At 64.3% G+C, this 23,951-nt stretch carries 22 protein-coding genes; 8 read left to right on the top strand and 14 right to left on the bottom strand.

Translation table 11 applies throughout. The annotated features are described in order from the left end of the window. Positions 1–75: 75 nt before the first annotated feature. The 11 genes from QSV46_RS18055 to dnaK all read right to left on the bottom strand — a co-directional run bounded on the left by QSV46_RS18055 (position 76) and on the right by dnaK (position 12,913). Complete coding sequence (locus QSV46_RS18055; RefSeq protein WP_314953773.1) at positions 76–1,047, bottom strand: M23 family metallopeptidase; 972 nt, start codon at positions 1,045–1,047, stop codon at positions 76–78. Positions 1,048–1,102: 55 nt separating this feature from the next. After that, the gene (locus QSV46_RS18050) at positions 1,103–2,185 is read right to left on the bottom strand and encodes a helix-turn-helix transcriptional regulator (protein WP_314953769.1); all 1,083 of its coding nucleotides are present in this window, start codon (positions 2,183–2,185) and stop codon (positions 1,103–1,105) included. A 178-nt stretch (positions 2,186–2,363) separates the two neighbouring features. Then, the gene (locus QSV46_RS18045) at positions 2,364–3,638 is read right to left on the bottom strand and encodes an HlyD family type I secretion periplasmic adaptor subunit (protein ID WP_314953766.1); all 1,275 of its coding nucleotides are present in this window, start codon (positions 3,636–3,638) and stop codon (positions 2,364–2,366) included. An 83-nt stretch (positions 3,639–3,721) separates the two neighbouring features. Continuing rightward, the gene (locus QSV46_RS18040; RefSeq protein WP_314953763.1) at positions 3,722–5,437 is read right to left on the bottom strand and encodes a type I secretion system permease/ATPase; all 1,716 of its coding nucleotides are present in this window, start codon (positions 5,435–5,437) and stop codon (positions 3,722–3,724) included. A 121-nt stretch (positions 5,438–5,558) separates the two neighbouring features. Then, positions 5,559–6,860 carry a calcium-binding protein gene (locus QSV46_RS18035; RefSeq protein WP_314953760.1) on the bottom strand — a complete coding sequence of 434 codons (1,302 nt, stop codon included), beginning with the start codon at positions 6,858–6,860 and terminating at the stop codon, positions 5,559–5,561. Positions 6,861–7,254: 394 nt separating this feature from the next. After that, complete coding sequence (locus QSV46_RS18030; protein ID WP_314953758.1) at positions 7,255–7,557, bottom strand: DUF1330 domain-containing protein; 303 nt, start codon at positions 7,555–7,557, stop codon at positions 7,255–7,257. Positions 7,558–7,579: 22 nt separating this feature from the next. Further along, positions 7,580–8,290 carry an orotidine-5'-phosphate decarboxylase gene (pyrF, locus tag QSV46_RS18025; RefSeq protein ID WP_314953755.1) on the bottom strand — a complete coding sequence of 237 codons (711 nt, stop codon included), beginning with the start codon at positions 8,288–8,290 and terminating at the stop codon, positions 7,580–7,582. Between the two features lie 6 nt (positions 8,291–8,296). Further along, positions 8,297–8,875, bottom strand: coding sequence for an NAD(P)H-dependent oxidoreductase (locus QSV46_RS18020; RefSeq protein ID WP_314953752.1), 579 nt, complete (start codon positions 8,873–8,875; stop codon positions 8,297–8,299). 57 nt (positions 8,876–8,932) lie between these two features. After that, the gene (locus QSV46_RS18015; RefSeq protein ID WP_148743606.1) at positions 8,933–9,532 is read right to left on the bottom strand and encodes a class I SAM-dependent methyltransferase; all 600 of its coding nucleotides are present in this window, start codon (positions 9,530–9,532) and stop codon (positions 8,933–8,935) included. A gap of 88 nt (positions 9,533–9,620) precedes the next feature. Next, complete coding sequence (gene dnaJ, locus QSV46_RS18010) at positions 9,621–10,751, bottom strand: molecular chaperone DnaJ (RefSeq protein WP_314953744.1); 1,131 nt, start codon at positions 10,749–10,751, stop codon at positions 9,621–9,623. A 260-nt stretch (positions 10,752–11,011) separates the two neighbouring features. Next, the gene (dnaK, locus tag QSV46_RS18005) at positions 11,012–12,913 is read right to left on the bottom strand and encodes a molecular chaperone DnaK (RefSeq protein ID WP_314953741.1); all 1,902 of its coding nucleotides are present in this window, start codon (positions 12,911–12,913) and stop codon (positions 11,012–11,014) included. A 394-nt stretch (positions 12,914–13,307) separates the two neighbouring features. Here dnaK and QSV46_RS18000 point away from each other — a divergent pair, with 394 nt between their 5' ends. Both QSV46_RS18000 and pncA read left to right on the top strand, forming a co-directional pair. After that, the gene (locus tag QSV46_RS18000) at positions 13,308–14,249 is read left to right on the top strand and encodes a hypothetical protein (RefSeq protein WP_314953738.1); all 942 of its coding nucleotides are present in this window, start codon (positions 13,308–13,310) and stop codon (positions 14,247–14,249) included. An 88-nt stretch (positions 14,250–14,337) separates the two neighbouring features. Next, entirely contained in the window at positions 14,338–15,060 is a 723-nt protein-coding gene (gene pncA, locus QSV46_RS17995) for a bifunctional nicotinamidase/pyrazinamidase (protein WP_314953736.1), read from the top strand. A gap of 68 nt (positions 15,061–15,128) precedes the next feature. On the opposite strand, the gene grpE is transcribed toward pncA, so the two are convergent. After that, complete coding sequence (grpE, locus tag QSV46_RS17990; protein WP_314953735.1) at positions 15,129–15,746, bottom strand: nucleotide exchange factor GrpE; 618 nt, start codon at positions 15,744–15,746, stop codon at positions 15,129–15,131. Positions 15,747–15,842: 96 nt separating this feature from the next. Beyond that, complete coding sequence (gene hrcA, locus QSV46_RS17985; protein WP_314953732.1) at positions 15,843–16,931, bottom strand: heat-inducible transcriptional repressor HrcA; 1,089 nt, start codon at positions 16,929–16,931, stop codon at positions 15,843–15,845. Between the two features lie 181 nt (positions 16,932–17,112). Here hrcA and rph point away from each other — a divergent pair, with 181 nt between their 5' ends. The 3 genes from rph to hemW are packed head-to-tail and all read left to right on the top strand — an operon-like array spanning position 17,113 to position 19,613. Continuing rightward, the gene (rph, locus tag QSV46_RS17980) at positions 17,113–17,826 is read left to right on the top strand and encodes a ribonuclease PH (RefSeq protein ID WP_314953729.1); all 714 of its coding nucleotides are present in this window, start codon (positions 17,113–17,115) and stop codon (positions 17,824–17,826) included. Between the two features lie 10 nt (positions 17,827–17,836). Then, a complete protein-coding gene (gene rdgB, locus QSV46_RS17975) occupies positions 17,837–18,472 on the top strand; it encodes an RdgB/HAM1 family non-canonical purine NTP pyrophosphatase (RefSeq protein WP_314953726.1) in 636 nt (211 codons plus the stop codon). After that, complete coding sequence (gene hemW, locus QSV46_RS17970) at positions 18,459–19,613, top strand: radical SAM family heme chaperone HemW (RefSeq protein WP_314953723.1); 1,155 nt, start codon at positions 18,459–18,461, stop codon at positions 19,611–19,613. The genes rdgB and hemW overlap by 14 nt, the downstream gene beginning before the upstream one ends. A gap of 121 nt (positions 19,614–19,734) precedes the next feature. On the opposite strand, the gene QSV46_RS17965 is transcribed toward hemW, so the two are convergent. Beyond that, positions 19,735–20,985 carry a penicillin-binding protein activator gene (locus tag QSV46_RS17965; protein ID WP_314953721.1) on the bottom strand — a complete coding sequence of 417 codons (1,251 nt, stop codon included), beginning with the start codon at positions 20,983–20,985 and terminating at the stop codon, positions 19,735–19,737. A 336-nt stretch (positions 20,986–21,321) separates the two neighbouring features. Here QSV46_RS17965 and rsmI point away from each other — a divergent pair, with 336 nt between their 5' ends. The 3 genes from rsmI to gshB are packed head-to-tail and all read left to right on the top strand — an operon-like array spanning position 21,322 to position 23,615. Continuing rightward, positions 21,322–22,272 carry a 16S rRNA (cytidine(1402)-2'-O)-methyltransferase gene (gene rsmI / locus QSV46_RS17960; protein ID WP_314953718.1) on the top strand — a complete coding sequence of 317 codons (951 nt, stop codon included), beginning with the start codon at positions 21,322–21,324 and terminating at the stop codon, positions 22,270–22,272. Beyond that, positions 22,259–22,660: a YraN family protein gene (locus tag QSV46_RS17955; RefSeq protein ID WP_314953715.1), complete on the top strand. Its 402-nt coding sequence runs from the start codon at positions 22,259–22,261 to the stop codon at positions 22,658–22,660. Before rsmI ends, QSV46_RS17955 begins: the two co-directional genes overlap by 14 nt. A 10-nt stretch (positions 22,661–22,670) precedes the next feature. Then, complete coding sequence (gshB, locus tag QSV46_RS17950; RefSeq protein WP_314953712.1) at positions 22,671–23,615, top strand: glutathione synthase; 945 nt, start codon at positions 22,671–22,673, stop codon at positions 23,613–23,615. The last annotated feature ends 336 nt before the right edge of the window (positions 23,616–23,951 follow it).

Here is a 23,951-nt window from a genome sequence, read left to right as displayed (position 1 = left end):
GGAGCGGGCCGTTCCGGCAACCGATCAGGCCTTCAAAAGGCCCGTGGGGCGGGTCTTCCGAGCACGGGCGCAACGCTAAAGCACGAGCTCCAGGTCTTTCTTGAGCACGATCTGGCCATCGCGCTCGACAACATAAGTGGCCTTGTAGGAGCCGCGTTCCCACCCGCCGGGAGGCCGCTTCTTCCCCGCAAAGAGCATGAATTGCGCCTTGTTGGCCTGAAGTGATGCAGACCGATTTTCCGCAATGACGTTCTCGAGGGGATCCTTGATAACCAGCCATTGCGCATCACCCGCCTTCAACCCGATAGCCCGCACGAACGCGACGATCGCCATCGAACTGGTGGTCGGCGTTTGCCTCTCGGCACTGCCGTCCTCGATGAGTTCCATCGTGACCGGCCCTGTCGTAAAGCCCGCATTGAGGATGGCTCGTTCCTGGTACTCGAGCTTCGGGCGGAGGGCAGCAAGCCACAGCGATTGACCGCCCTCGCAAGACTCGGGGCGAACCCCATACGCAAAGGGATCGACGACGACGCCATTGTGCCTCACGGTGAAGTGGAGGTGAGGATACTCCGTGAGGCCGGAGAGTCCGACACGGCCGATCGGCTGTCCGAGGTCGACCTTGTCTCCAGGCTTGACCGACACACTGCCGGCGGCCAGGTGGCAGTACTGGGTTTCCCACCGCTCCGGATGTTCGATGACGACGCCATTGCCACATTCGGCCTCGCGCACCGCTTCGCGTCCCGATTTTGTGTAAGCGCCGTCCGGAGTATCGTTGCGTGTACGAAGAATGCGGCCGCCTGCCCCTGCGCGCACGTCCACGCCGGCCCTTTGCACTGCCAGCGAGGGCAAGCGAAAATCGGTGCCGTTGTGGTCGTGATAAGTCAGCGTTCCGCATTTGTAGTCTCGCGCCGACCGCGACGGATCGAGATCCGTGTAATTCTGGATGTAGCAGGTACGGCCAGGGTCGCAGGCAATCGGAAGCGCCAATTGAATGCTCTGGCCATGGGCAGGGAAGCCGGCCCCGGCCGATGCCAGGGCAGCGAACATCCGGGAGAGGAAACCTGCGCAGCTCATGCGCCTCGTCATCGCCGAGAGCCCGTACTCAGTCAGACGAAGGCTTGCCAGCCGTCCGCAATCTCATCGGGCCCTCTTCGTCCAATCGACCGCCGAAGACCGGCCGGCTCACCCGGTTCTCGCGCCTGCCAGCGCCAAAAGGCGACTGGGTGAGATGATACAGAAGAAAGAACTCCGACTGTCGATTGATCCCCAATTTGAGCATGATCCTCTTGGTGTAGGTTCGCACCGTTGCCTCCGTCAGCCCAAGCTCGGCTCCAATATCGCGAGGGCACTGGAATTGAAGAATCCGGGCGACGATTCTTTCCTCGGCCCAGTTCAACCCGAAGGCAGATGCAATGCAGTGCGCGCCCTGCACGTCATCGAATTGCGGCACGACGATGAGGGCCTGGCCCAGCTTGTCATGCGTTGGAACAGCGCCGATCTTGGCGAAGGCGAACTGCTGACGATCCATCGAGAGCGGTACCGTAGTGCTGAAGCATCCATGAGTCCCGCTCTCGATGAGCACTTTCCCGATGGCTCTCCGCAAGCTCTCGGTCACGGAAGCGCATGAGCCGGCGAGCCTGCCTCCATCCATCCTGAGCAGCTCGCGTTCGGTAAGCAGCGCGCGCCCACCATGATTGACTGCGTAAATGTGCAGGCCCGGGTCCACGATGATGGCGGGAAAGGTCAGCTCTTCGAGCCAGAGTTGCGCATCGAGCTGCCCCGGCGTTTGCCGGGCAAGTGAATGAGCAGCCTTCCACAGGGGGCGGACGGTATGCGCTAAGCCGGGAATCTCGGCGGCGGCAAGCGCGGCCGGTCGCCATCCCGCCACGAATACGACCGTGGTTCGCGCATCGGAAGCAAACCTACCAATGACCGAATGACTCCTTCCCGGAGGTTCCGCGCCGATCAACTTGCGGACGAAGGAGGTCCGGGAATTGATCGGCTCGAGCGAGGCGACATCTTCGGCGGTGCCCTTGCGCGCAATTCGCTCGACTATCGTCGTGCATGACGGATCGGTAGGAGCGTCACCGATTCTGACTTCTTCCAGCCCGGAGGCGGATATCATGGCTACGTAGCAGCTCCGGCAACCGAGCAATTCCGCCGTGGCCTTCGCGAAATATTCCATTGCTGCCTGTTGCGCGCGCGGCTCCGGACAAGACCCTGACGGGCCGCATCTGTCATTGCCTTGCTTCGGGGTGCGATCGACGCAATCGGAACGAAAATCATCCTGTACGGAAGGTAGTGCCTTACTGCACTCATGCACGGTCGCCTCCCTCATAAGCCCGCCCACCCCTTACCAGCGCTCAATTCTCCCTGAACGCACGGTTGATCCGTAACGTCATCGGCTGCAGAAGATATTCCGCAAAGGTTCGTTCCCCCGTCTCGACAAATATCTCGACAGGCATTCCAGGCATCAATGTGGAGATGTAGGAGGCCGTCGGTGCGTTGGGGTCCAGCTCAACCTCGGCCAGATAGGAGCTGTCGCCGGAACGGGTGTCGGTCAGTGCGTCTGCCGCAACGCCGACGACTCTTCCCTCGAGCATCGGCCGGCGGCGAATGTTCAGCGCATGAACCCGCACACGGGCCATCTGTCCGACATAGACCTCTTCCCGATCGGCAGGCTTCAATGTCGCCTCGATGACAAGTCGATCTTGCGTCGGAACGATCTCCATAAGGGTTTCCCGAGGTCCAAGCACGGCATTGAGGTCCCTGCTATTGAGGTCGACGATCCTTCCGCTTTCCGGGGCACGCAATTCAGACCGGACAAGCTGGGCACGTAACGCGGCAATTCGATGTCTGAGGTCGCCGATCTCTTCGCTCGTCGCATGCCGCTGCTTGGCGATATCCTGAGTTTGGTTGAACCCCAATTGCCGGCGTCTGTCCTGCAACTCCGAGATCTTGCCCTGCATCTCCGAAATTGATGCGGCATTGCGATCGACCTGTCCGGCAGCCTCGGCCTCGGCGCGTTGCAACGCCAGCAGACGCGGTTTCCGGGCGAGGCCCTTTGCGAGGAGATAGCTCGTGTCGGCGATCTCTTCCCGCAACAGTTTGAGTTGCTGTTCAAGTCCTTGAGTGTTGCTCTGCAGGCCGCGGATGGCGTCCGCGTTTTGCAGCATCTGCTGATCGATCACCTTGCGCTCGTTCTCAATCGCGGCTAGTCGCGCGGCAAATTCGGCCTCCTGGGTTTGAATGGCGATACGTGCGGAGAGACGGGTCGCATTTTCGCGCAATTCGTCGGGAAACCGGATTGACTTCGCGGCGTCTTGCTCTGCCGCCAGCCGGGCCTCCATCGCCAGATCAGCAAAGAACTTCGTTTCGAGGGAACCAAGGGTCGCTTCGATCTGCGCGGTGTCGAGCCGTGCGATGAGTTGACCGGCTTCGACGTGGTCGTTCTCCCGGACATAGATCGATTTGATGATTCCGCCTTCCAGATGTTGCACCGCCTTGCGCTTTGAATGGACCTTGATGAAGCCCGGTGCCACGACGGCGCCGCGGAGCGGAACCGTGGTTGCCCACAGGCCGAAGCCGCAAAATTGCAGGACGAGCAATACGCAACCCCAGGCGATGATCCGTCGCATGTCGGATCGCGGTTGCTCCGTCGGCCACGTCTTCAACCGGCCGGCGACAGGCGCGGACATCGCGGAGGCATGACTGGTCTGCGTCATGGAATGACCCTTCTGCCTGGCAGCCTCTGAGGTTCAACATTGCGCGGGAGCCCTGGCGAACCCGGTACCGGTGCCGGCCGCTGGGCGCGAAGAACCTCATACGGCGGTCCGAAGGCGATCTGGTTGCCGTCCCTCAACAGCAGCACGGCATCGGCGATGGTCAACAGCCGCGGCCGGTGGGTGACGATCACCGACGCTGCGCCGCGCGCTTTGGCCGATTGAATGGCGGAGCACAACGCTTCTTCGCCGTCCGGGTCGAGATTGGCATTGGGCTCATCCAGCAGAATCAATTTGCGATCGCCGAAGAAGGCGCGTGCAAGACCAATGCGCTGACGCTGGCCACCGGATAGCCTGCAGCCGTCGCGGCCGATTTCGGTCTGGTAGCCGGCCGGAAGGGACAGGATCATCTCATGCGCCTGCGCGAGCATGGCCGCGGCGACGATGGCCTCATCCCGTGCACATTCGTCAAACCCGGCAATGGCTTCGGACACTGTTCCATCCAGGAGCTGCACGTCCTGGGGGAGATAGCCTACAAACTGCCCAAGCTGGTCGGAATCCCAGGTATGGAGGGCTGCGCGGTCCAACCGGATCGCACCGGTGGTCGGCCGCTCGAGGCCGGCCATCAAGCGCAGCAATGTGGATTTTCCAGCGCCGGTCGGTCCGATCACGACGACAAGTTCGGAAGGCCGGCATTGAAATGATAGGCCCGCGAGAATGGGACGCTGCGTCCCGCCGATCCGGAATGTCACCCGTTCGACCTGGAGGATGCCGGATGGCGGCGGAAGCAAGGTCTTCCGCGGACGCGCAAGAACCGGTATCGCAGCGTTGCAGACTTGCGTCCAGGCGTCCTGCGCAGATGCCAACGCGCGCCAGGCCGAGACCAACCCTTCCATGGGCTGCAACGTGCGCGCTATCAGGATTGAGCTCGCGATCAGACTGCCGGACAGCACCTCGTTCTGGAGCACGAGCCAGGCACCGCAGCCGATCGCGGCAATCTGCAGGATCGTCCTGACCATTCGCGCGGCGGCCGTAATCGTGTAGATGCGTTCGCTGGCCCGCACGACAGGAGACAGGGCTTCGTCACTGAGGCTCATGAAGGCGCGGATGGCGCCCTGGGTCCAGCCCATCGCCCGCACCACGCTGGAGTGCCGGACGATTCCATCAAGCATTGCCTGTGTCTTCAATGCGGCCTGCGAAGCCTGCGCAATTTCCCCGCGCGCGATCCAGTGGCTTGCAACACCCATCGCCAATAGGACACCCACCCCGATCAGGGCTATGACGCCATACCAAGGGTGCAGGAAGAACAGGACGAGAATGAACACCGGGAGGAATGGAGCATCTATCAACGATGTGACCGTTCCGCTCGACAGGAAACTTCTCAACTCGCGAAGCTTGACCAGATCGTGCTGCCGGCCGTCGCCCGGCGCCGCGCCGATGATGCTGCCTTCAAGGATGATCGGAGCGAGGCAGTGCTCGAACCCAACCGCGAACCGGCTCAACAGGCGGTTACGAAATGTGTCGAAGGCGGCGCTGAAGGCGAGAGCGCCAACGGCGATAACGGTGAGGCCGACAAGCGTCTCAACGCTTCCGCTGCTGAGCACACGGTCGAACACTTCGATGGAATAGAAAGGTACGACCAGCAGCAGCAGGTTTACGGACACGCTGAAGCAGACGATCCACACCAATGCGAATCGTCCCGGAATCAAGGCCACCAGCAATCTCTGACTAGATGCTGGGATCGCACCACGGTTACGCGAATACATAACTGCCGGCACTATCACTGACTGAAATGAGGGCGGGGCGACCTGACAGCCGCCCCGCTACTAGTCGGCGCTATACAACTTCGATCGCCGTATATCCGGCGGCATTGTTGATGTCATCGATCGACTCGAACGGTGTTGCACCGCCCGAGACGCCGTCGAGCTGGATTGTGCCGAAGCCGAAATCCAGCACGGTGTTGGTACCATCGTCGTCCACGACGACCGTGGCCGGGTCAAAGCCTGCCGGAGCATCGACATGGACGACATCGCCATCAACAGCACTGAGGTCGGTGACCTCATCATTGCCGAAGTTGGTCGCCGTGCCGTCACCGAAATTGTGCGTATCGGTACCCCCGCCACCCGTCAGCACATCGTCGCCGAGCCCGCCGCTGAGGACATCGGCGCCGTTGCCGCCGCTCAACTCGTCGTCGCCGGCATCACCATTCAGGGTATCGTTGCCGGCCCCTCCCGACAGGGAGTCGGCCCCATCTCCACCATTCAGGACATCGGTACCGTCGCCGCCGGCTAGCGTGTCGTCTCCGGCGTCGCCGTTGAGCGTATCGTTGCCGGCTCCGCCGCTGAGTTCGTCATCGCCAGCACCGCCGCTCATGGTGTCGTTACCCGCACCTCCGGCCATGAGGTCGTCTCCGGCATCGCCGAACATCGTATCGTTGCCGGCGCCGCCATCCATGAGATCATCGCCGGCATCGCCATGCATGGTGTCGATACCGTCGCCACCATTCAGCGTATCGGCGCCGGCACCACCGTTCAGGATGTCGTCGCCCGTACCGCCATTCAGCTGGTCATTGCCAAGTCCGCCGTTCAGCGTGTCGTTGCCGGCGTCGCCATTCAGAGTGTCATCCCCGAGGCCGCCGTTGAGTACGTCGTTGCCGTCGCCGCCGTTCAATACGTCATTGCCGGCGCCGCCGCTCAAAGTATCGTCGCTGGCGTCACCCCATAAGGTGTCTGCGCCTGCGCCGCCATGGACGTCATCGTTGCCGTCCCCGCCATGGATGCTGTCGTCGCCGGCGTCACCAAAGAGGTGATCGTCGCCGGTTCCACCATCGATGGTATCGATGCCCGCGTTTCCATGGATGGTGTCGACGCCGGCATTTCCGCTCAGCGTATCGTCGCTCGCGCCGCCATTGATCGTGTCATCGCCATCGCCACCGCTGATGGTATCGATACCGGCATTTCCATCCAGGGTATCGTTGCCGGCACCGCCATCGATGGTATCGTTGCCCGGGCCGCCGCTTACGGTATCGTCGCCGTCCAGACCCGTGATGGTGTCGTTGCCTTGCAGGCCATTGATCTGATCGTCCGCAGCTGTACCGGGCAATGCATCGTCGCCAGCTGTTCCGTTGATAAGGGCCATGGTCTCCGCTCCCGTTGCATGGAAATGCGCGACGCGGGTCGGATTGCGGCCCGGACGTCGCAGATTTCGGGTTTGGCTTGATGCCCATCACCTATCGATGTGGGCTCCGATCAAGCAACCTTGGTTGAAAGGAGAGCGATCCAGCAATCCCCATTTGGGGACAAAAGAATACGACAAGCTGGTGGACCCAATGACGGCCACAGCCTCCGTCTCAGGCGCGTACGGCGCTCACGCGTTCAATCGAATGAGTCCGTCAAGCCAATGCAAGGTGATGTCGGCGCGCGTGCGAGCGGAGATGTCTCCGACGCTCATCCGATCGCGTACGATGATCGCACCCGGGTGCTGTCCGCGAATGCTCGCGTCAACCCGGGATAGGCGCTCGTGGAATTCGTCTTCAGGGCTGCGGGCCGTCATAGCCCTCGATGATGATGAGGTCGGCGATCGAGTGCGGCTGGCGCACCTTGATGTTGGCCTGGTATTCCGGCGAATTGTAGCAGGCGATCGCGGTCTCGTAGTCCGGGAATTCGATCACCACGTTGCGGGTGCGGCTGGCGCCTTCGACCGTGGTGAACTTGCCGGCACGGACGACGAAGCGACCGCCCCATTTCTTGAAGATCGGACCGTTGGCGACGGCGTAGGGCTTGTAGCCCTCGTCGTTGCTGACGTCGACACGCCCGATCCAGTAGCCTTTTGCCATTGTTTTTCTCCCTGGTTGTTGATCAGCCGAGCGCTTGCGCGATCTCGGCCTGGATGGCTTCCGCGATCGCCCTCGGATCCGAGGCTTCCACCACCGGTCGTCCGACGACGAGATAATCCGCGCCGGCGCTGATGGCGCGGCCGGGCGTCATGATGCGCTTCTGATCACCGCTCGCGGCACCCGCCGGGCGGATGCCGGGGGTGACGAGGCTCATCTGGTGGCCGACGATCTTGCGCAGGGCGCCGACCTCCTCTGGCGAGGACACCAGACCATCGACGCCGAGCACCTGCGCCTGCTGCGCGCGCGCCTCGACCAGTTCGGAGACGCCGAGCCGAAAACCTGCCGCATGCAGATCGTCCTCGTTGTAGGAGGTCAGCACCGTGACGGCGAGGATCTTGAGGTTCGAGCTGCCGCGGCCTTCGACGGCGCCCTTCATGGTCTGCGGATAGGCGTGCACGGTGAGGAAGGTCGCACCGAGCTTCGTAATGCTCTCGACGCCTTGCGACACGGTGTTGCCGATGTCGTGCAGCTTGAGATCGAGAAAGACTTTCTTGCCCTTGTCGGCGAGCTTGGCAACCAGCGGCAAGCCGCCGGCATAGGCGAGGCGATAGCCGATCTTGTAGAAGGTGACGCTGTCGCCGAGCTTCGCGATCATCGCCTCCGCGGCATCGACGCTCGGCAGATCGAGCGCAACGATCAGGCGGTCTTTCGGGGCGATCTCGGCTGGAATCATGTCACCTCACATCATGCGTTGGGAAATGTCGATCAACTGCGCTACCAGCTCCTTCAACGCGGCGATATCGGCCTCGTTCTTCAGCCTGTCCATATCGTCATAGGCCTCTCCGGCAAAAGCGAGCGTGAGCTGGCTGGCAATCACATTGGCGTGGCATGAGGTCAGGATCAGCCTGAGCGCCTGGAGCGCGCGGGCGGCACCAAGCCGGCTCTGCGAGGCGCCGGCGAGCGCGAAGGGGCGATTGCGGAACACTTCGCCGCGCGGCTCGTGCAGCTCATGCACGCGGCTGACCCAGTCGATCGCGTTCTTCAGCAGCGGCGGCACCGAGGCGTTGTATTCGGGCGAGACGATCAGCACGCCATGATGCGCGCCGATCATGCGCTTGAGATTGATCGCGTGCTTGGGCACACCAGACTTGGCCTGCAGATCGCCGTCGTAGATCGGCAGCGGAAAATCGGCGAGAGAGATACGGGTGACGTCGACGCCGGCCTGGGCAAATTCATAGGCGGCCACCGCCGCCAGCTTCGCATTGTGCGAGCCGGTGCGCAGCGAGCCGGGAATGACCAGGATTTTGGGTGCGGGCATCCAATCCAATGCGTTCGGCGAAACGAGCCCGCCGTGCAAAGGAAGATGCCGGCGGAATTAGTCCTTGCGATACACCCAGACGCGGGCCGGCGGAAGGTTCATCCAGATCCGTTCCGAGGCCTCTGTGGACACGCCGGGCAGCGATTTCGGGATCGGCGGAACCACCGCATAGGTGAACTGCACGAAGGGCGCGCCGGGCGCCAGCGCCGTGAAGGCGTCGCGGATGAGCCGCAGCCGCGTCAGCATCGGTTTCGTGACCAGTGGCAGGCCCGAGACGACCGCGGAGGCCGGCGCGCTCAGGACATTCCAGAGCGTGTCGCGCAGGCGATAGGCATCGCCCTGCACCACCTTGGCTTGCGGATAGCGGTCGCGCAGCAGCGCACAGAAGCCGGGATTGTATTCGACGAGGACGAGGCGCTTCTGGTCGACGCCGCGCTCGACCAGGGCCGAGGTGATGGCGCCGGTGCCGGGCCCGAGCTCGACCACCGGTGCGTCCGAATTGATATCGACGTAATGCGCCATGGTCCGGGCCAGCAGCTTGCCCGACGGCATCACTGCGCCCATGTGGAGGGGCTTTTCGATCCACGATCTGAGAAAGCGCACCTCGTCGTCGAGACGAGGCTTCTTCAACGCACGCGCGGACGATGGCAATGGCATGTCTGGACCGGACGGGACCGCAGGACCGCGGCGTGTCAGAAAATAGTCATAAACTCGTATAGGCCGAAGGCGATATGGTCAAGACGAGTCAGCTGGCCCGATTACTGAACAGATCCTTGACCTTGGCGAAGAAGCCAACGGATTCCGGCTGGGTGTTGCCGGACGAAAGCTTTTCGAACTCGGCCAGCAATTCCTGCTGCCTCTTGGTGAGGTTCTGCGGGGTCTCGACCGCGACCTGGACGTACATGTCGCCCATCTGGCGCGAGCGCAGCACCGGCATGCCTTTTGATGCGATGCGGAATCGGCGGCCCGACTGGGTTCCGGACGGCACCTTTACCTTGGTTTGTCCGCCCTCAATGGTCGGCACCTCGAACTCGCCGCCAAGGGCGGCCGTCACCATCGAGATCGGCACTCGACAATGCAGATCGGCACCGTCGCGCTGGAACAACTGGTGCGAGGCCAGCGACAGGAAGATGTAGAGGTCGCCGGGCGGGCCGCCGCGAACCCCGGCCTCGCCCTCACCGGCGAGCCTGATCCGCGTGCCATCCTCGACCCCGGGGGGAATGTTGACCGACAGATTCCGCTCGCGGGTGACCCGGCCCTGGCCCGAGCAGGACGGGCAGGCATCCTCGATCATCTGGCCGCGGCCCTGGCAGCCCGGGCAGGTGCGCTCCAGCGTGAAGAAGCCCTGCGACTGCCGCACGCGGCCGGCGCCGCCGCAGGTCGAGCAGGTCTTCGGCTTGGTGCCGGCCTTGGCGCCGATGCCCGAGCAGGCCTCGCAGGTGACCGAGACTGGAATCTCGATCTGCGCGGTCTTGCCGCCGAAGGCTTCCTCGAGCGTGATTTCCATGTTGTAGCGCAGATCGGCGCCGCGCTCGCGGCCGCCGCGGCCGCGCTGCCCGGCCATGCCGAACAGGTCTTCGAAGATGTCGGAGAACGAGGAGGCGAAGCCCGCGCCGAAACCTGCGCCGCCACCGCCGCCCTGCTCGAAGGCCGCATGGCCGAAGCGGTCATAGGCCGCGCGCTTGTCCTTGTCCTTGAGGACCTCGTAGGCCTCGTTGATTTCCTTGAACTTGACTTCGCTGGTGTCGTCCCCGGGATTACGGTCCGGGTGGAATTTCATCGCAAGCTTGCGGAAGGACGATTTCAGGACGGAATCGTCGGCACTGCGATCGACTTCCAGGGTTTCGTAATAGCAGCGCTTGGTGGACGTGGACATGTCGGACTCGGTCTATCCAATCGCAGGTCAAGTCGGCGAGAACAGGCGTTCCCACGCGACGATATAGGCAGCCTTCCGCCTCACGGCAGAGGGCAGCTCGGCGGCGTTCAGAATAACGGCTGGGAATTGATCGGTCGTAACGGGGCCGATTTTAACAGAGTCTTGGCCCGCCCGTCCCGACACGGCGGCCTCCCCCGCGAGGGAGGAGGCCGGTAGCGCGTGTGGGGTCCAAGCCGTCCGCATCATCACCCTCTTGGGGATCAGGCGGACTTCTTGTTGTTCTTGTCGTCGTCGACTTCGGTGAATTCCGCGTCGACGACGTCGTCCTTGGCCGCGTCCTTCTTAGCGTCGGCCTCGGCCTGCTGCTTGTACATGGCCTCGCCGAGCTTCATCGAAGCCTGCGCCAGCGTCTGGGTCTTGGCCTTGATCGCCTCGGCATCGTCGCCCTTCAGCGCTTCCTTGAGGTCGCTGACAGCATCCTCGATGGCACGGCGCTCGGTCTCGGCGACCTTCGAACCGTGCTCGGCCAGAGCCTTCTCGGTCGAATGCACCAGGCCATCTGCCTCGTTCTTGGCGATCACCGCCTCGCGACGCTTCTTGTCCGCCTCGGCATTGGCCTCGGCGTCCTTGACCATTTTCTCGATGTCGGCTTCCGACAGGCCGCCGGAGGCCTGGATGCGGATCTGCTGCTCCTTGGCCGTGGCCTTGTCCTTGGCCGACACGTTGACGATGCCGTTGGCGTCGATGTCGAAGGTCACCTCGATCTGCGGCATGCCGCGCGGGGCCGGCGGAATGCCCATCAGGTCGAACTGGCCGAGCATCTTGTTGTCGGCCGCCATTTCACGCTCGCCCTGGAAGACGCGGATGGTGACCGCGTTCTGGTTGTCCTCGGCGGTCGAGAACACCTGGCTCTTCTTGGTCGGGATCGTGGTGTTGCGGTCGATGATGCGGGTGAACACGCCGCCCAGCGTCTCGATGCCCAGCGACAGCGGGGTCACGTCGAGCAGCAGCACGTCCTTGACGTCGCCCTGGAGCACGCCGGCCTGGATCGCGGCACCGATCGCCACGACTTCGTCCGGGTTGACGCCCTTGTGCGGCTCCTTGCCGAACAGCTGCTTCACGACCTCCTGCACCTTCGGCATGCGCGACATGCCGCCGACCAGAACGACTTCGCCGATCTCACCGGCGGTGACGCCGGCGTCCTTCAGCGCCTTGCGGCAGGGCTCGACGGTCTTCTGGACGAGGTCGTCGACCAGCGCCTCGAACTTGGCGCGGGTGAGCTTCATCGTCAGATGCTTCGGGCCGGTCTGGTCCGCGGTGATGAAGGGCAGGTTGATCTCGGTCTGCGTCGTCGACGACAGCTCGATCTTGGCCTTTTCAGCGGCTTCCTTCAGGCGCTGCAACGCGAGCTTGTCGTTGCGCAGGTTGATGCCCTGCTCCTTCTGGAACTCGTCGGCGAGATAGCCAACGAGGCGCATGTCGAAGTCTTCGCCGCCGAGGAAGGTGTCGCCGTTGGTCGACTTCACCTCGAACACGCCGTCGCCGATTTCGAGAATGGAGATATCGAACGTGCCGCCGCCGAGGTCGTACACGGCGATCGTGCCGGTCTTGGTCTTGTCCAGACCATAGGCCAGCGCGGCCGCGGTCGGCTCGTTGATGATGCGCAGCACTTCAAGGCCCGCGATCTTGCCGGCGTCCTTGGTCGCCTGGCGCTGGGCGTCGTTGAAGTAGGCGGGAACGGTGATGACGGCCTGGTCGACCTTTTGGCCGAGATGGGCTTCCGCGGTCTCCTTCATCTTCTGCAAGATGAACGCAGACACCTGCGAGGGCGAGTAGGTCTGGCCGTCGGCCTCGACCCAGGCGTCGCCGTTGGAAGCCTTCACGATCTTGTACGGAACGAGCTTCTTGTCCTTCTCGACCATCGGGTCGTCGTAGCGGCGGCCGATCAGGCGCTTCACTGCGAAGAACGTACGCTCGGGATTGGTAACGGCCTGGCGCTTGGCCGGCTGGCCGACGAGGCGCTCACCGTCGTCCGTCACGGCGACGATCGAAGGCGTCGTGCGCATGCCTTCGGAGTTCTCGATGACTTTGGCGTTCTTGCCATCCATCACGGCAACGCACGAATTCGTGGTGCCGAGGTCGATCCCAATGACCTTTCCCATGGTCCTGATATCCTTGTTTTTGCGGCAGGTCGGTTGGGCCCAGAAGGCACCCGATCCAAACCCCCTAAGATCAAACATCCGCGATATTGCGATGGTTGGGGGTCATATAGGAGGGGGGGAGGGGCCTGCAAGGACCGAACGCAAGTTTCGGCCGTGAAAACATTGGGTTTTGGAAGATCATATCCGGGCATCGCCGCCCTTGCGGGTGATGAATTATTAACAGGTTCAGGCGTCGGCCGGCCCCGCCACCGTGATCCGCCCTGCCCTGTTACCGGCGAGCCAAACCCGCTAAAAGGCGGACCGGCCGGAAAGCGCCATCAAGGCTGCTTCGCGCGACAGAGCGGCCCGGCGGCCGACCATCGAACGGCCTCAATGTGAACCAATCAGAGTGCCCATGAAGCTAATCCGCCCCCTCGCCGCGCTCGCCCTCCTCGCCGCAACAGCGCTTCCGGCCTTCGCCGCCGACGTGGTTTTCCCGCCCGGCTTGCGCCTTGGCATGGTGCCGCTGGTCGGGCTGAGCACGGCAAAGACCTTTCCGGGCTTCGAGAGCGAGGACGGCAACGTCAAGGTGCTGATCACCGAGCTGCCCCCCGCCGCCTATGGCGAGGTCGTGAGCGCCTTCAATTCCAATCCCGCCGGCACCGCCGGCGTCAAGCAGGACAAGATCGAGACCCCCGCGGGTCTTGCCTATTTCACCACCGAAAGCGGCAAGGCCGGCGATACGCCGGTGAAGCGCTATTCGATGATCGTGCCGGGCGCCGGCTTCTCCGGCTACGTCGCGGTCCAGATCCCGGAGAACGCGGCAAGGATTTACACCGACGAGGCGGTACGGCAGATGTTTGCGAGCACTGTGACCCGCAAGCAGGTCTCGGCCGAAGAGCAGATCGCGCTGATGCCGTTCAGGATCACCGATCTCGCCGACTTCAAGGACATCCGCACGCTGGCGCCCGGCTCCAGCATCATCCTGGCCGACGGCGACGAGAGCACGGGCTATGAGTCGAAGCCGTTCATGATCCTCGGCCTGATCGGCGCCACTCCGCAAGCCGCCGACGACCGCGCCCGCTTCGCCCAGGAGGCCGCGCTTCAGATCCCCGGTGTGCGCGAGTCGCGCGTTACGATGTCGGAGCCGATCCGCATCAATGGCCAGCAGGGGTTCGAGACCCGGATCGACGGCGCCAGCGGCAAGGACAAGACGGCGGTGACCGTGGTGCAATGGATCCGCTTCTCGAGCGGCGGTGCCTCGCTACGCATCATCGCCAGCGCCCCGCGCGACCAATGGCCAGCCGCCTTCACCCGCTTCCGCGCCGTGCGCGACGGCATCCAGCCGAAGGGCTAGCCAAGGCCGGCTGCATTTTCGGGCTTCTGTTCGTATACGAACGGAACTAGGCTTCCTTCCGTTGGATCATCCTGGAGGGAGGCGAACGATGCTAGATCGGCGACAAATTTTGGCAGCGCTCGGGACCACGGCGCTGGCGGCCCTCGCACCAACCGCTCTCTCGGCAGCCGCATCGATCAAGCCGGACGATGCCTCCGCGCTGCTCGTGATCGACGTGCAAAACTGCTTCCTGCCGGGCGGCAGCCTCGCCGTTAAGGAAGGCGAGCAGGTCGTGCCCGTCATCAACAAGATCTCGAAAGCGTTTTCGAACGTGGTGATGACGCAGGACTGGCACACGCCCGGTCACATCTCATTCGCATCGGTGCATTCGGGCAAGAAGCCGTTCGAGACCGTGGACTTGCCCTACGGCAAGCAGGTGCTGTGGCCCGACCATTGCGTGCAGGGCACCGACGGCGCCGCGCTGTCGAAGGACCTTGCGATCCCGCATGCCGAGCTCATCATCCGCAAGGGTTTTCACAAGGACGTCGACAGCTATTCGGCCTTTCTCGAAGCCGACGGCAAGACCTCGACGGGACTTGCCGGCTACCTCAGGGGACGCAAGATCAAGCGCGTCTTCGTTGCGGGCCTGGCGACCGACTTCTGCGTCGCCTGGACCGCACTCGACGCGCGCAAGGCGGGCTTCGAAGTCTATGTGGTCGAAGACGCCTGCCGCGGCATCGACAATCAGGGCTCGCTGGCAAAAGCCTGGGCCGACATGGCCAAGGCCGGCGTGAAGCGGATCCAGTCCGCGGATATAGCGGTGGGTGCGTAAGCGTTTGGCGCAGTCATTCCGGGACGATGCGAAGCATCGAACCCAGAATGACGCCAAGACTTTGAGGATCAGTTCGCGGCGCCGTTCGGCTCGTTGGCGTTCGCCGCGGGCGCGGCCTTTGCGCCGCCCTTGGCGACACCGACCAGGGCCGGGCGCAGCACGCGCTCGCCGATGGTGTAGCCGGCCTGCATGACCTGCACGACAGTGCCAGCGGGCACCGACGCATCAGGCACCTCGAACATCGCCTGCTGGAAGTTCGGATCGAACTTCTGGCCCGAAGGGTCGAACTTCTTCACGCCGTGCTTTTCCAGCGCGTTGAGCAGCGAGCGCTCGGTGAGTTCGACACCCTCGATCAGCGAGGTCAGGCCGGGATCAGCCGTGGCCCGCGCCTCGGCCGGGACGGCATCGAGCGCACGCTGGAGATTGTCGGCGATGTCGAGCACGTCGCGGGCAAAGCCGGTGATGCCGTAGAGACGGGCATCGGCGACTTCCTTGGTGGTGCGCTTGCGCAGGTTTTCCATCTCGGCCAGCGTCCGCAGCATGCGGTCGCGCGCCTCGGCGGCTTCCTTCTGCAAGCTTTCGACCGAGCCGGGCTCGGGATCGTCGGGCATGATGTAGGGTTTTGACACCACGGGCTCGCCGGTCGGCGCGGTCGTGTCTTCGGGTTGCCGGTCTTGATCGGTCATCGGCTCAGGTCTCGAATTCGTTTGCAGAGATTGTTGGCCCGGATATCGTGCCTAAGCTCATGAAAATCAAGCGCCCGTGATCGACTCAGCCGCCGGTCAGCCCCCCAAAAGGCGGCTGACGATGCGGGCGGCATAGTCCACGGTCGGGATCACGCGGGCATAATTCAGCCGCGTCGGCCCGATCACGCCCAAAACGCCGACGATATGGCCGGCGGCATCCCGATACGGCGAGATGATCGTGGAGGAGCCCGACAGCGAGAACAGCTTGTTCTCCGAGCCGATGAAAATGCGCACGCCTTCCGCGGTTTCCGCCCGGCCAAGCAGATCGATCACGCCGCGCTTGGTCTCGAGATCGTCGAACAGCAGGCGAACCCGCTCCAGATCCTCCAGCGCATGAAGGTCTTCGAGCAGATTGGCATGGCCGCGAACGATGAGCTGGCGATCCTCGTTCTCGCCGCCGGACCAGCTCGCGATACCGGCCGAGATCACCTTCTGCGTGAGCTGATCCAGCTCAGCGCGGGCTTCGCCCAGTGCAGTTTCGAGCTCGAGCCGCGCCTCGGCCAGCGTTCGGCCGCGAATCCGCGCATTGAGGAAATTGCCGGCCTCCGTCAGCGCCGAGGACGGAACTCCGGGCGGCAGGGTCAACACACGGTTTTCGACCTGACCGTCCTCGCCGACCAGGATCACCAGCGCCTTCTCGGGTTCCAGCCGGACGAATTCGATGTGCTTCAGCCGCGCATTGGATTTTGGCGTCAGCACCACCGCGGCGGCGCGGGTGAGGCCGGACAGGCGCGTCAGCGCTTCCGACAGCGCCGCCTCGACCGATTGGGCGTGGCCCACCGACGTCAACTGGCTCTGGATCGACTGCCGCTCCGCGTCATTGAGATCGCCGACCTGCATCAAGGCGTCGACGAAGAAACGCAGGCCGAGTTCCGTCGGCAGCCGGCCGGCGGAGGTGTGCGGGGCATAGATCAGGCCGAGGTGTTCCAGATCGGCCATGACGTTACGGACCGAGGCCGGCGACAGCGGCATGGCGATCAGGCGCGAGATATTGCGCGAGCCGACCGGCTCGCCGGTCGCCAGATAACTTTCGACGATTTGACGAAAGATGTCGCGGGAACGCTCGTTGAGCTGGGCGAGGCCTGCGCGCGGCGCGATCAGATGGATCGGATCGTGATGGGCCACAGACGGTAACTCCTCTCAGACGCTCATAATTTGTCTATCCCCGAGGGTTATGACAAGCGTGGCGTTTGCGGGCGTGGAAATCGGAGGTGAAAAAGCCTTGTCCTTTCCCCTTGCCGCATACCCTCACCCCCCCTACAAGCACCGCGAACAGCCCTTTTCCGAGAGTTTTGGAGGATTTCCCATGCGGCCAAGCCGCCGTGCGCCCGACGAATTGCGCCCCGTGACGCTCGAGCGCGGCGTGGTCAAATATGCGGAAGGCTCGTGCCTGGTGAAATTCGGCGACACCCATGTGCTGGTCACGGCTACGCTGGAGGACCGCCTGCCGCCGTGGCTGAAGGGCCAGGGCCGCGGCTGGGTCACCGCCGAATACGGCATGCTGCCGCGCGCGACCTCCGAACGCACCCGCCGCGAAGCCTCGGCCGGCAAGCAGAGCGGCCGCACTGTCGAGATCCAGCGCCTGATCGGCCGCTCGCTTCGCACCATCGTCGACCTCGAAGCGCTCGGCGAGCGCCAGATCACGGTCGATTGCGACGTGCTCCAGGCCGACGGCGGCACCCGCACGGCCTCGATCACCGGCGCCTGGGTCGCGCTCGCCGATTGCATCGCCTGGATGAAGGCGCGCAACATGATCAAGGCCAATGTGCTGCGCGACAACGTCGCCGCGATCTCCTGCGGCATCTATCAGGGCAAGCCGGTGCTGGATCTCGACTATGCCGAGGATTCGGAAGCCCAGACCGATGCCAATTTCGTCATGACCGGCGACGGCCGCATCATCGAGGTGCAGGGCACCGCGGAACGCGAGCCCTTTACGCAGGACGAGTTCCTGGCGCTGATGGCGCTGGCCCAGAAGGGCATCGCGCGGCTGGTGGACTTGCAGAAACTGGCTGTGGCGTAGTCAATAGGCCATGCACCGCCGAATCACCGGAAAGCTCGTCATCGCGACCCATAATCCCGGCAAGCTCGCCGAGATGCGGGAGCTGCTCGCGCCTTACGGCATCGAGGCGGTGTCGGCCGGTGAGCTCGGCCTGCCCGAGCCCGAGGAGACCGGCAACGATTTCCGCAGCAATGCCGCGATCAAGGCGATCACGGCGGCGCAGGCGACCAAGCTTCCATCCTTCGCCGACGATTCCGGCATCGTGGTCGACGCACTCGCCGGCGCGCCCGGCATTTTCTCGGCGCGCTGGGCTGGCCCGTCCAAAGACTTCACCGCGGCGATGACGCGGATCGAGCGCCTGTTGCAGGAGCGCGGCGCCACCACGCCCGACAAGCGCAAGGCGCATTTCATCTCCGCGCTCTGCGTCGCCTGGCCCGACGATCACCTTGAAGAGGTCGAAGCGCGCGTCGACGGCACGCTGGTCTGGCCGCCGCGCGGCACCGCCGGCTTCGGTTATGACCCGATGTTCCTTCCCAATGGTCACGACCGCACCTTCGGCGAGATGGAGAGCATCGAGAAGCATGGCCTGCCGCCGCTCGGCCTTGGCCTGTCGCATCGCGCCCGCGCCTTCGTGAAACTGGCGGAGATCTGCCTTGAGCCGCGCTAAGGAAGCCTTCGGCGTCTACGTGCATTGGCCGTTCTGCCTGTCGAAGTGCCCGTATTGCGACTTCAACAGCCATGTCCGCCACGCCGCCATCGACGAGGCGCGGTTTGCGTCGGCCTTCGCGCGTGAGATCGCAACCACCGCCGAGCGCGCGCCCGGCCGCAAAGTCACCTCGATCTTCCTCGGCGGCGGCACGCCGTCCCTGATGCAGCCCGCAACCGTCGGCGCGGTGCTCGATGCGATCGGCAAGCATTGGGCTGTGGCCGGCGATGTCGAAGTGACGCTGGAAGCAAATCCAACCAGCGTCGAAGCCACGCGCTTTGCAGGTTACCGCGCCGCCGGCGTCAATCGCGTCTCGCTCGGGGTGCAGGCGCTCGACGATGTCTCGCTGAAGGCGCTTGGCCGGATGCACAGCGCGCGCGAGGCGCTCGATGCGGTCGCCATCGCGCGCCGCTCGTTCGACCGTTACTCGTTCGACCTGATCTACGCCCGCCCCGACCAGACGCCAGCGATGTGGGCCGACGAGCTGCGCCTCGCGATCGATGAGGCAGCCGAACATCTGTCGCTCTATCAATTGACCATCGAAGAGGGCACGCCGTTCTTCGGCCTGCATCAGGCCGGCAAGCTGAAGACGCCGGACGAAGCGGTCGCGCGCGCGCTCTACGACGTCACGCAGGAGACCTGCGACAAGCTCGGCCTGCCCGCCTACGAGATTTCAAACCACGCACGGCGCGGCGCCGAGTGCCGGCACAATCTGGTCTATTGGCGCGGCGAGGAATATGCCGGCATCGGGCCCGGCGCTCACGGCCGGCTCGACATCGACGGCATCAGGCACGCGACCGCCACCGAGAAGCGCCCCGAAGCCTGGCTGATGCGGGTTGAGACCAACGGCCACGGCAACGTCACCGACGATCTCCTCAACAGCGAAGAGCGCGCCGACGAATTCCTGCTGATGGGATTGCGTTTGGCCGAGGGTATCGACCCCGAGCGCTACCGCGCGCTGTCAGGCCGCTCGCTCGATCCCAAGCGGATCGCGCTATTGCGCGAGGAAGGCGCGATCACAGTGGATGGGACGGGCCGGCTCCGCGTGACCAGCAGCGGATTCCCGGTGCTGGACGCGGTGGTGGCGGATCTGGCGGCGTAGTCAGTGCCGTAGGGTGGGCAAAGGCGCACTTGCGCCGTGCCCGCCAATTCCATGCGAATTTGTTGAGAAATGGTGGGCACGGCGCGCAAGCGCGCGCCTTTGCCCACCCTACGGCAGCTCGCTAAGCCCCAAAACTCTTCGGCGAACCGGCGACCGCAACACCGCCGCCGGTCGTCACTTTCATCACCGCGAGACCGCGTTCATTCGTGCCGTCCGCGCGGAAGCGGAACAGGCCGTCGATGCCGGCAAAGCCCGAGGGGTTGGTGAGCACATCGGACGAGAAGCGCGTGGGCCCCTGCGTGCGCGCGAGCGCGGCGACGAGCGCCACCGCGTCATAGGCGAGCGTTGCGGTACGGATCGGCTCGGCGCCATATTTGGTACGGTAGCGGCCGGAGAACGCGCGAAAACCGGCTGGATCGGGCGCGGCGTAGAGACCGCCTTGCAAGCTCGAGCTGGCATAGACGCGGGGACTGTCCCACAGGCCGGTGCCGAGCAGCTGGATGTTGCGTAAGTTCGCGCCCGCGGCCGTCATCGCATCCGCCACCGCAACCACGGCATCGCCGTCATCGGCGATGAACAGCGCATCGGCGCCGCCGAGCTGCTGCGCCACGGTGCGCGCCGGCGTGGCGCGATCGGCGCCGTATTTCTCGAACGCGACGATGCGCCCGCCGCGCCGCGGCACCGCCGCCTTCACCGCGGCCTCGACGACGTTGCCGTAGGCATTGTCGGGCACGAGCACCGCGACCGAACGCTTTCCGATGCTGGCGGAATATTCGACGATGCGGTTGACGTCGGACTCCGGTAGGAACGAGAGCAGATAGACGCCGCGCCCGGCGATGCTGGAATCGGTCGAGAACGCGATCACGGAAATGCCGCGCGTGCGCGCGACCTGCGCCACCGCTGGCACGGACTGCGCGAACAGCGGCCCCAGGATGATCTCGGCGCCTTCGTCGACCGCCTGCTGTGCGCCTGCCTGGGCGCCTTGCGGGCTGCCGTTGTCGTCCTTGATCAGGAGCTGGATGTTGGGATTCTGGAACTCGGCCAGCGCCATCTCGGCGGCATTGCGCATGGATTGCGCGGCAAGGCCCGCATTGCCGGCGGCCGAGAGCGGCAGGATCACGGCGACCTTGACCCCGCCGGTGCCGGCGGTCGCGGCCTGCTGCGGCGGGCCGGCCGGCTGGGCCGGCGGCGCGGAGGAGCTGCTGAACGGGTTGGAGAACTGGCTGAGGCTCTGCTGTACGCCGGCACAGGCCGACAGCAGGGGCGTGCCAAGCAACAGGCCGAGCGCGCTCCGACGGGTCGCCCCTGATATCAAGGGCCCCTGAACGGGGGATTCCTCCGGAAAGGAAGATCTGGGATCACGCGGGCCCATGGCAGCTTCTCTTTTGACCGGCGATCGCCAGCCGGTCATAACAAACTCGCCGCGACACAAGCCGCGGATTCAGGCATATTGTCGGCAAATAGTTAACCAAAACAAAAGGATAATGACCGCTTAACGCGACCGCACCTCAAATCTGGCTAGCTGTCCGCCCTCCGTCACACAGCATCAAGGCGGCGTTTCCGCCGCGAATATGGCGCTGCTGCTTCATTCCCTCGGGAATGTGATGCCGGATGGATCACAATCCAGTCCCTCGCCCCTCGCCTCGACACGATCTTTTTCGAAGGACCGGTTCCCAGCCCAGGTGATCATGCCTAAGTTCGATCCATTATGCGCGCAAAGCCGGCCCCGATAAATACGCCTGAAGGCCCAGATGCCGCCCCGCGCGGTTTCTCCATCGACGCCCATCGGCTCACCGCCCCGAAGGCGGCGCCGGGCCTGCATCTGGTCGCGACTCCCATCGGCAATCTCGGTGACATCACGCTGCGAGCGCTTCAGACGCTGGCCGGCGTCGACGTCATTGCCTGCGAGGACACCCGCATCACGCGGCGCCTGACCGAGCGCTACGATATCTCGGCGCAGCTCAGGCAATATCACGAGCACAATGCCGAGGCCGCGCGTCCAAAAATCCTGGAGGCACTCGCGGCAGGCGGTTCGGTCGCGCTGGTGTCGGACGCCGGCACGCCGCTGATCTCCGATCCCGGCTTCAAGCTGGTGCGCGAAGTCTGCGCCGCCGGCCACGCGGTCTATGCGCTGCCCGGCCCGTCCTCGGTGCTGGCGGCGCTGTCGGTCGCGGCGCTGCCGACCGACCGGTTCTTCTTCGAGGGTTTTTTGCCGGCGAAATCGGCTGCGCGAAAGTCGCGCCTTGCCGAGCTCGCCCGCATCGACGCGACGCTGGTGATGTTCGACTCCGGCAACCGGGTGCAGGACACGCTGGTTGAGCTCGCCGAGATCATGGGGACGCGCGAGGCCGCGATCTGCCGCGAACTGACCAAGCTGCACGAGGAGGTTTCGCGCGCGACGCTGCACGAGCTGGCGCGCGACGCGGAGGCGCTGGAGACGCGCGGCGAATTCGTGCTGGTGATCGCCCCGCCTGCGGCCGATGCCGAGATGCTGACATCGGATGCGCTGGACAATCTCTTGCGCGATCAGCTTGCAGCGCACAGCGTTAAGGATGCCGTGGCGCATGCGGTGGCACTCTCGGGCCGACCGCGCCGCGAGGTCTATGCCCGCGCGCTCGAGCTTGCGAAAGACTTAAGGGACGGCGATGGCGAAGACTGAGGTCCCGGCGGAACCCAAGATCGCCTCGCCCGAACGCGTCGCCGCGTTCCGCACCGGCATCTCCGCCGAGAGCCGTGCCGCAGCCTTCCTGATGGCCAAGGGCTACCGCATCCTCGCCAAACGCTTCCGCACCCCGCATGGCGAGATCGACATCGTGGCCCGCCGCCGCAATTTGATCGCCTTCGTCGAGGTCAAGGCGCGCGCGACGCTGGACGACGCCGCCTTCGCCGTAACCGCACGCCAGCAGCAGCGCATCATCGATGCCGCGCAAGGCTGGCTCGTGGCGCATCCCGAGCATGCCGAATTCGAATTGCGATTCGACGCCATGCTGATTGCGCCGCGCTCACTTCCGCGCCATGTGTTGGCGGCATTCGACGCCTCGACCTGAAAGGCAGACCATGAAACTCAACGTCGCCGTCCAGATGGACCCCATCGCCCGCATCAACATCAAGGGCGATTCCACCTTCGCGCTGCTCCTGGAGGCGCAGAAGCGCGGCCACGGCCTGTCCTATTACACGCCCGACAAGCTCTCGATGGTCGGCGAGGAGATCGTCGCGCCCGTCCAGCTTCTGACCGTGCGCGACGAGCCCGGCAACCATTTCACCCTCGGCGAGCCGAAGCGTGAAGCCCTCAACGCCTTTGACGTGGTGCTGCTGCGCCAGGATCCGCCGTTCGATCTTGCCTACATCACCTCGACGCATCTGCTCGAGCGCATCCATCCGAAGACGCTGGTGGTCAACGATCCGGCCTCGGTGCGCAACGCGCCGGAAAAGCTGTTCGTGATGAATTTTCCGCAGCTGATGCCGCCGACCCTGATCTCGCGCGACCTCGACGAGATCAACGCGTTCCGGGACAGGCACGGCGCCGTGGTGATGAAGCCGCTGCACGGCCATGGCGGCGCCGCGGTGTTCCGCGTGATGCCGCAGGACATGAATTTCGGCTCGCTGTTCGACATGTTCTCGGTGACGTTCAAGGAAGCCTGGGTGATCCAGCAATTCATCCCCGAGGTGAAGCACGGCGACAAGCGCATCATCCTCGTCAACGGCGAGTTTGCCGGTGCGGTGAACCGCGTGCCGGCCGCCGACGACCTCCGCTCCAACATGGTGCGCGGCGGAGCTGCTCAGGAGACCGAGCTCACCCCGCGCGAGCGCGAGATCTGCGCCACCGTTGGACCTGCGCTGCGCGAGCGCGGCCTGCTGTTCGTCGGCATCGACGTCATCAATGGCAACCTCACCGAGATCAACGTGACCTCGCCCACCGGCATCCGCGCGATTGCAAAGCTCGGCGGCCCCGATGTCGCGGCGAAGGTCTGGGACGCGATCGAGCAGAAGCGGGCGAAGTAGCGCCGCTCTTTTCGTACCCGGATGGAGCGCAGCGAGTCCGGGATGCCTCGGCATATTCAGCGGACCCGGATTGCGCTTCGCTCCATCCGGGCTACGCACTGCATGCGCGGCTTCACGCGCACGCACCCGTAACCACCCATTCACCATGACACCCCGCGTCTCATCCGAACGCAGCAGCGCGCCTGCGTGAATCTACGGGGCCGCTGGCCGACCGGCTAACGCGACGTTCACCATCCGCCCAGAACGCGCGTCGTCACGGCCCATCACACTCGGCCTCGCAACACCCCTTATACTTTTACTCCCTACTCATCGATGCAGGGGAACCCGCCAGGTGCG

The sequence above is a fragment of the Bradyrhizobium cosmicum genome (genome assembly GCF_032290525.1).
Lineage (GTDB): Bacteria > Pseudomonadota > Alphaproteobacteria > Rhizobiales > Xanthobacteraceae > Bradyrhizobium > Bradyrhizobium cosmicum_A.
This window is presented reverse-complemented; position numbering and strand designations above follow the sequence as displayed.